6 protein-coding genes are annotated in these 5,759 nt (G+C 69.2%); 3 read left to right on the top strand and 3 right to left on the bottom strand.

The annotated features are described in order from the left end of the window. Positions 1-88: 88 nt before the first annotated feature. The gene (locus tag BN10_RS04365) at positions 89-526 is read left to right on the top strand and encodes a MarR family winged helix-turn-helix transcriptional regulator (RefSeq protein ID WP_010849955.1); all 438 of its coding nucleotides are present in this window, start codon (positions 89-91) and stop codon (positions 524-526) included. Beyond that, positions 523-1,830, top strand: a complete 1,308-nt coding sequence (locus BN10_RS04360; protein WP_010849954.1) for an MFS transporter — start codon at positions 523-525, stop codon at positions 1,828-1,830. Before BN10_RS04365 ends, BN10_RS04360 begins: the two co-directional genes overlap by 4 nt. A 149-nt stretch (positions 1,831-1,979) precedes the next feature. Here the strand turns inward: BN10_RS04360 and serC are convergent, their stop codons facing one another. Further along, a complete protein-coding gene (gene serC / locus BN10_RS04355) occupies positions 1,980-3,101 on the bottom strand; it encodes a phosphoserine transaminase (protein ID WP_010849952.1) in 1,122 nt (373 codons plus the stop codon). A gap of 122 nt (positions 3,102-3,223) precedes the next feature. After that, a complete protein-coding gene (locus BN10_RS04350) occupies positions 3,224-4,351 on the bottom strand; it encodes a citrate synthase 2 (protein ID WP_010849951.1) in 1,128 nt (375 codons plus the stop codon). 100 nt (positions 4,352-4,451) lie between these two features. Here BN10_RS04350 and pdxH point away from each other — a divergent pair, with 100 nt between their 5' ends. After that, positions 4,452-5,132, top strand: coding sequence for a pyridoxamine 5'-phosphate oxidase (gene pdxH, locus BN10_RS04345; protein WP_010849950.1), 681 nt, complete (start codon positions 4,452-4,454; stop codon positions 5,130-5,132). A 12-nt stretch (positions 5,133-5,144) separates the two neighbouring features. Here pdxH and BN10_RS04340 read toward each other — a convergent pair whose 3' ends face one another. Further along, the gene (locus tag BN10_RS04340) at positions 5,145-5,666 is read right to left on the bottom strand and encodes an SDR family NAD(P)-dependent oxidoreductase (RefSeq protein ID WP_010849949.1); all 522 of its coding nucleotides are present in this window, start codon (positions 5,664-5,666) and stop codon (positions 5,145-5,147) included. Positions 5,667-5,759: the final 93 nt, after the last annotated feature.

Raw genomic sequence — 5,759 nt, 5'->3', positions numbered from 1 at the left:
CGCCGGGGGACACATGTATGGCTGTGGTCGGGTGCGAGGTGAGGGGGACGGAAATAGTTAGCCGACGTAATGAGTTAGGCTAAGTATCATGCCAACGACTCCGCCGACCGTCCGCGACAAGGCCCCGATCGCGTCGCGACTGCGCGTGGCGTGCATGCGGATCTCGCGTCGAGTGCGGTTCGAGAGTGAGAGCCAGGTGCTGCCGCACCACTTCTCGGTGCTTCTGCGGCTCGAGGAGGGACCCAAGACGCCGCGTGAACTCGCCGACATCGAGAAGGTCAGCGCTCCGAGCATGACTCGGACCGTGGCAGCGATCGTCGACAACGGATGGGCCGGTCGCGCCGGGGACCCCGACGACGGCCGCCAAGTCATCGTCACGCTGACTGCTGCCGGTCGACAGGTGCTCCGCGAGACCCGGCGCGCGCGTGAGGGCTGGATGGCCAAGCGTTTCAGTGACCTCAGCGACGACGAGATCGAGACGTTGGCCCGAGCCACCACCATTCTCGAACGAATTGCCGCGTCATGAGCCCCACGTTCCACTCCCTGTCGATCCGCAACTACAGGATCTGGTTCCTGGGCGGGCTCGTCTCCAACATCGGCACCTGGGCCGGCCGTGTCGGCCAGGACTGGCTCGTGCTCACCGAACTCACCGACCACTCCTCGACTGCCCTCGGAACGGTGACAGGCCTGCAGTTCCTGCCGATCCTGCTCCTCGCCCCGTGGGCCGGGGCCATCGCCGACCGCTACGACAAGCGACGCACTCTCCAGCTCACCCAGACGGGGCTTTTGCTGACCACGCTCGCGCTCGGCATCCTCGCCGTCACGGGCACGGCGCAGTTGTGGCACGTCTACCTGATCGCCGCGCTCCAAGGTGTCATCACGGCCATCGACAATCCGGCCCGCCAAGCCTTCGTGCCCGAGATCGTCGGCCGCGAACACCTGAGCAACGCGGTCGGCCTCAACAGTGCCTCCTTCAACTCGGGCCGCCTCATCGGTCCCGGCCTGGCCGGCCTGGTGATCGCCGCCTGGGGCACCGGCCCGGCGCTGCTCATGAACTCGGCCTCCTTCCTCTTCGTCCTCGCGGCTCTGGTCGCGATGCGTGGAGCCGACCTTCGGCCGGCGCCCCGCCTGACCGGGCGCGGCGGCATACGAGAGGGGCTGGCCTACGTCAACCGACGCAAGGACCTGCGGCTGATCATGCTGCTGATCTTCGTGCTCGGCACCTTCGGGATGAACTTCCAGATCACCACAGCCCTGATGGCCACCCAGACCTTCCACAAGGGGGCGGGTGAGTATGGACTGCTCGGGTCGATCATGGCCATCGGGTCCTTGGCCGCGGCGCTGCGGACCGCAGGGCGCAAGGAGCCACGCCTGTGGATCATGCTCGTCGCCCTCGGGGGCTTCGTCGGGGCCAGCGCCGCTGCGGCGCTCGCGCCGACCTACCTGACCTTTGCGGTGCTGCTCGTGCCGGTCGGCTTCACTGCGCTCACCGCCATGACCGTCGCCAACACGCTCGTGCAGACGCGCGTCGACCCGATCATGCGTGGCCGGGTCATGGCCCTCTACATGGCGATCTTCATGGGAGGCACGCCGATCGGTGCGCCGATCATCGGATGGATCGGCGAGCACGCCGGGCCACGCTGGACCATCCTCGTTGGTTCGATCGGTGTCGGTCTCGTGCTGGCGGTCGTGTCCCGCCTGTTGCTCAAGGAGGAGAATGTGCGGGTGAGTTGGGACACCGAACGTCGCCCGCACTTCGACGTGCACACCAGCCCGCGCCACCGACGTGGCCCCCAGGTGGAGGAACCGACGCCGGAGCCCGCCCGGTGACGCCGACCTTTCGTCGCCGGATGACTCTCGGCGTCCTTGCCATCACCTTGCTCGTCGTCGTTCTCGTCGCGATCTTCCAGTAAGAAGCGGACTCCGGTGAATCACCGGCGCCGGCGACCGCGTCCGGCGCCGCGGCCCGACAGTCGGGGTCAGAGACGGTCGACGACGAACTCGATCGAGGCGATCAGTTTGCTCACGTCTTCGGGTTCGACAGCCGGGAAGCAAGCGATCCGAAGCTGGTTGCGCCCAAGCTTGCGGTAGGGCTCCGTGTCGACGATTCCGTTGGCGCGCAACGTCTTCGCGATCGCCGCCGCGTCGATCTCGTCGTCGAAGTCAATGGTGGCGACCACCTGCGAACGGGCGGCCGGGTCGGCGACGAAGGGTGCGGCATACGAGACCGAGTCGGCCCATGCGTAGAGGCGGCCCGAGGAGTCAGCGGTGCGCTCGGCAGCCCACGAGAGCCCGCCCTGCGCGTTGAGCCACTCGACCTGGTTGGCCATGAGGGCGAGCGACGCGACGGCCGGAGTGTTGTAGGTCTGGTCCTTGAGCGAGTTGTCGATCGCCGTCGGGAGGCTGAAGAAGTCCGGCACCCAGCGGTCGGTCGCCGCGATCTCCTCGACGCGGGCGAGAGCGGCTGGGGAGAACAGCGCCCACCACAGCCCACCGTCGGAGGCGAAGCACTTCTGCGGAGCGAAGTAGTAGACATCGGCCTGGGTCGGGTCGAAGGCGATCCCGCCGGCGCCGGAGGTCGCGTCGATGAGCACGAGAGAGCCCTCGTCGGCGCCCTCGACCCGGTTGATGGGTGCCATGACGCCGGTGGAGGTCTCGTTGTGGGCCCAGGCGTAGACGTCGATGCCGGCCTCGGCCTGTGCGACCGGAAGCGTGCCGGGGTCGCCCTTGATGATCGTCGACTCGCCGAGGAAGGGTGCTTTGGAGGTCACCGACCCGAACTTCGCCGAGAACTCGCCGAAGGCCAGGTGCTGCGCGCGCTCGCGGACGAGGCCGAAGGCCGCGATGTCCCAGAAGGCCGTCGCCCCACCGTTGCCCACGATGACCTCGTAGCCCTCGGGCAGCGCAAAGAAGTCCCGCAGGCCGGAACGGATCGCGCCCACCAGACCCTTGACCGGGGCCTGGCGGTGGCTCGTGCCCAGGACGCTGGTGCCCAAGGAGGCGAGGTAGTCGACCTGCGCCGAGCGCACCTTGGAGGGGCCACAGCCGAAGCGGCCGTCGCTGGGCAGGAGGTCGGCGGGGATGGTGAGGGCGTCAGTCACTTCGGGCGTCTCTCTCGGATCGCGGACAGGGTGGGCCGGTCGCCGTTGACCACCGCTCATCCTCGCGTATGCCGCGGGGTCGCCGGGCGTGAAGTCCGCCACCCGGAACGGGGTCCAAGGGGTCAGTGGCGGTAGCCGGCGACGTCCTCGAGCGGCCGCGGGCCGGGGCCGACATAGCGCGAGGACGGCCGGATGAGGCGGCCGGTCTTCTTCTGCTCGAGGATGTGGGCTGACCAACCGGCGGTGCGCGCCGAGACGAAGAGCGGCGTCATCATCTCGCCGGGCACGTCGGCGAAGTCGAGCAGGACCGCCGCCCAGTAGTCGACATTGGTCTCCATCTTGCGCTCGGGGTAACGCTCCGCGAGCTCGGCAATGGCGGCCTTCTCGAGCTCGAGGGCGACCTCGTAGCGCGGCGCACCGAGGCGCCTGCAGGTCTCGCGGAGGACGGCGGCGCGGGGGTCGTAGGCGCGGTAGACGCGGTGGCCGAAGCCCATGAGCCGCTCCTTGCGGTCCATGACGTCCTTGACGTACTTGCGCGCATCCCCGGTCCGCTCGACGCCCTCGATCATGTGCTGGGCCCGGCTCGGCGCGCCGCCGTGCAGCGGCCCGGACAGGGCACCGATCGCACCAGAGATGCACGCGGCGACGTCGGCGCCGGTCGAGGCGATGACGCGAGCGGTGAAGGTCGAGGCGTTCATGCCGTGCTCGGCCGCCGAGATGAAGTAGGCGTCGATCGCCTCGACGTGCTTGGGGTCGGGCTCGCCGCGCCAGCGGATCATGAACCGCTCGACGATGGTCCTGCCCTTGTCGACCTCGCTCTGCGGCACCATCGGCTTGCCCAGTCCATGCGCGGACTGCGCGATGAAGGACAGGGTCGTCACCGAAGCGCGGGCGAGGTCCTCGCGGGCCTGCTCGGGGGTGATGTCGAGCAGCGGCTTCATGCCCCAGACCGGTGCGAGCTGAGCGATCGCGGACTGCGCGTTGACCCGGATGTCCCCGGTGTGGACCGGCAGCGGGAAGGGCTCGGCCGGCGGCAGTCCCTCGCCGAACTCGTTGTCCACCAACAGGCCCCACACCTGGCCGAAGGACACGCGGCCGACGAGGTCGTTGATGTCGACGCCGCGATAACGCAGCGCGCCACCCTCCTTGTCGGGTTCGGCGATCTCGGACTCGAAGGCAATGACGCCTTCCAGACCGGGGCGGAAGTCCGGGTCAGCGGGCGGGTTGGACTGGGCGGACGTCGTCGTCAACGGGGTTCCCCTTCGTGATGCGGAGCCGTGGTGTCGGCGGATCCATTGTGCACGCCGATCCCGCAGCCTGACGCCGGGCAGTCCGGCATACAGTGACGACGTGACACACGACCGGCTGGACTACGACGGCGAGGGACTCTCCGAGGCCCAGGTGGAGGGTCGGTCGCCGCTGGAGGTCGCCAGGGACTGGGTCGACGCCGCCGTCGCACGGCAGGCCGAGCGAGGGGACGTCCCCGAACCGCTCGCCATCAGCATCGCCTCGGTCGACGCCGACGGCGCGCCCAACGTGCGCACCGTCCTCATGCGCTTCTTCGACGAGCGCGGCCCCGGCTTCGTCACGGCCCTGACATCGGCCAAGGGTCGCGAATTGCGCGCCCATCCGGCCGTCGCCGCAGCCCTCACGTGGCCCTCGATGTTCCGCGCCATTCGCTTCCGCGGCACCGCGGTCCAGGTCGGTCGCGACGAGGTCGAGGCCTACTTCGACTCCCGCCCCTACGGCTCGCGCATCTCGGCCTGGACCTCCCGCCAGTCCGAGCCGATCGCCTCCCGCGCCGCTCTCGAGGAGGCCTACGAGCGGTATGCCGCGCAGTGGCCGGACGGTGGGCGCGCCGACGACGTGCCCGTCCCCGACTTCTGGGGCGGCTTCCGGATCGTGCCGGACGAGGTCGAGTTCTGGGGCGGTCGGCGGAGTCGGCTGCACGATCGAATCGTCTTCTCCCGCACAGGTTCTGGCAGTCTGGCCGATGTCGACGCGTGGCGCGTCTGGCGCCGCCAGCCTTGACGGCGGCTGCGTTCAGCGCTCCCGGTCGACCTTGTGCGGCGCCGCCTGCGCACGCGGCTTGATGACGAGCAGGTCGACATTGACGTGCGCCGGGCGGGTCGCCATCCACACGATGGCGTCGGCGATGTCTTCGGCGACGAGCGGTCCCTTGACGCCCTCGTAGACCTTGTCGGCCCGCTCCTTGTCCCCGCCGAATCGCACGAGTGAGAAGCCCTCGGTCTGCACCATGCCAGGCGCGATCTCGGTGATCCGGACCGGTCGGTCCCACAGCTCGAGTCGCAGGGTCTCGGTCATGACGGCGAGCGCATGCTTGGCCGCCGTGTAACCGCCACCCCCCTCGTATGCCGTGCGCCCGGCGATCGACCCGACGTTGACGACGATGCCGGCGCCGGTGGCCTCCAGGGCCGGCAGCAGTGCCTTGGTGACCTGGAGCGTGCCGATGACGTTGATCTCGTACATCCGCCGCCACTTGACGATGTCGCCCTCGTGCACCGGTTCGAGGCCCAGGGCGCCGCCGGCATTGTTGACGAGCACGTCGAGGCGATCACCGACGGCAGGGCGAGGGCCTCGACGTCGTCGGCGGACGTCACGTCGCAGGTGACAGCGTCACCGTCGATCTCGGCGGCC

It is taken from the genome of Phycicoccus elongatus Lp2 (assembly GCF_000367525.1).
Classification (GTDB): Bacteria; Actinomycetota; Actinomycetes; order Actinomycetales; family Dermatophilaceae; genus Phycicoccus_A; species Phycicoccus_A elongatus.
Note: the sequence above shows the minus strand (reverse complement) of the source record. Positions and strands in the feature narration are given on the sequence as shown.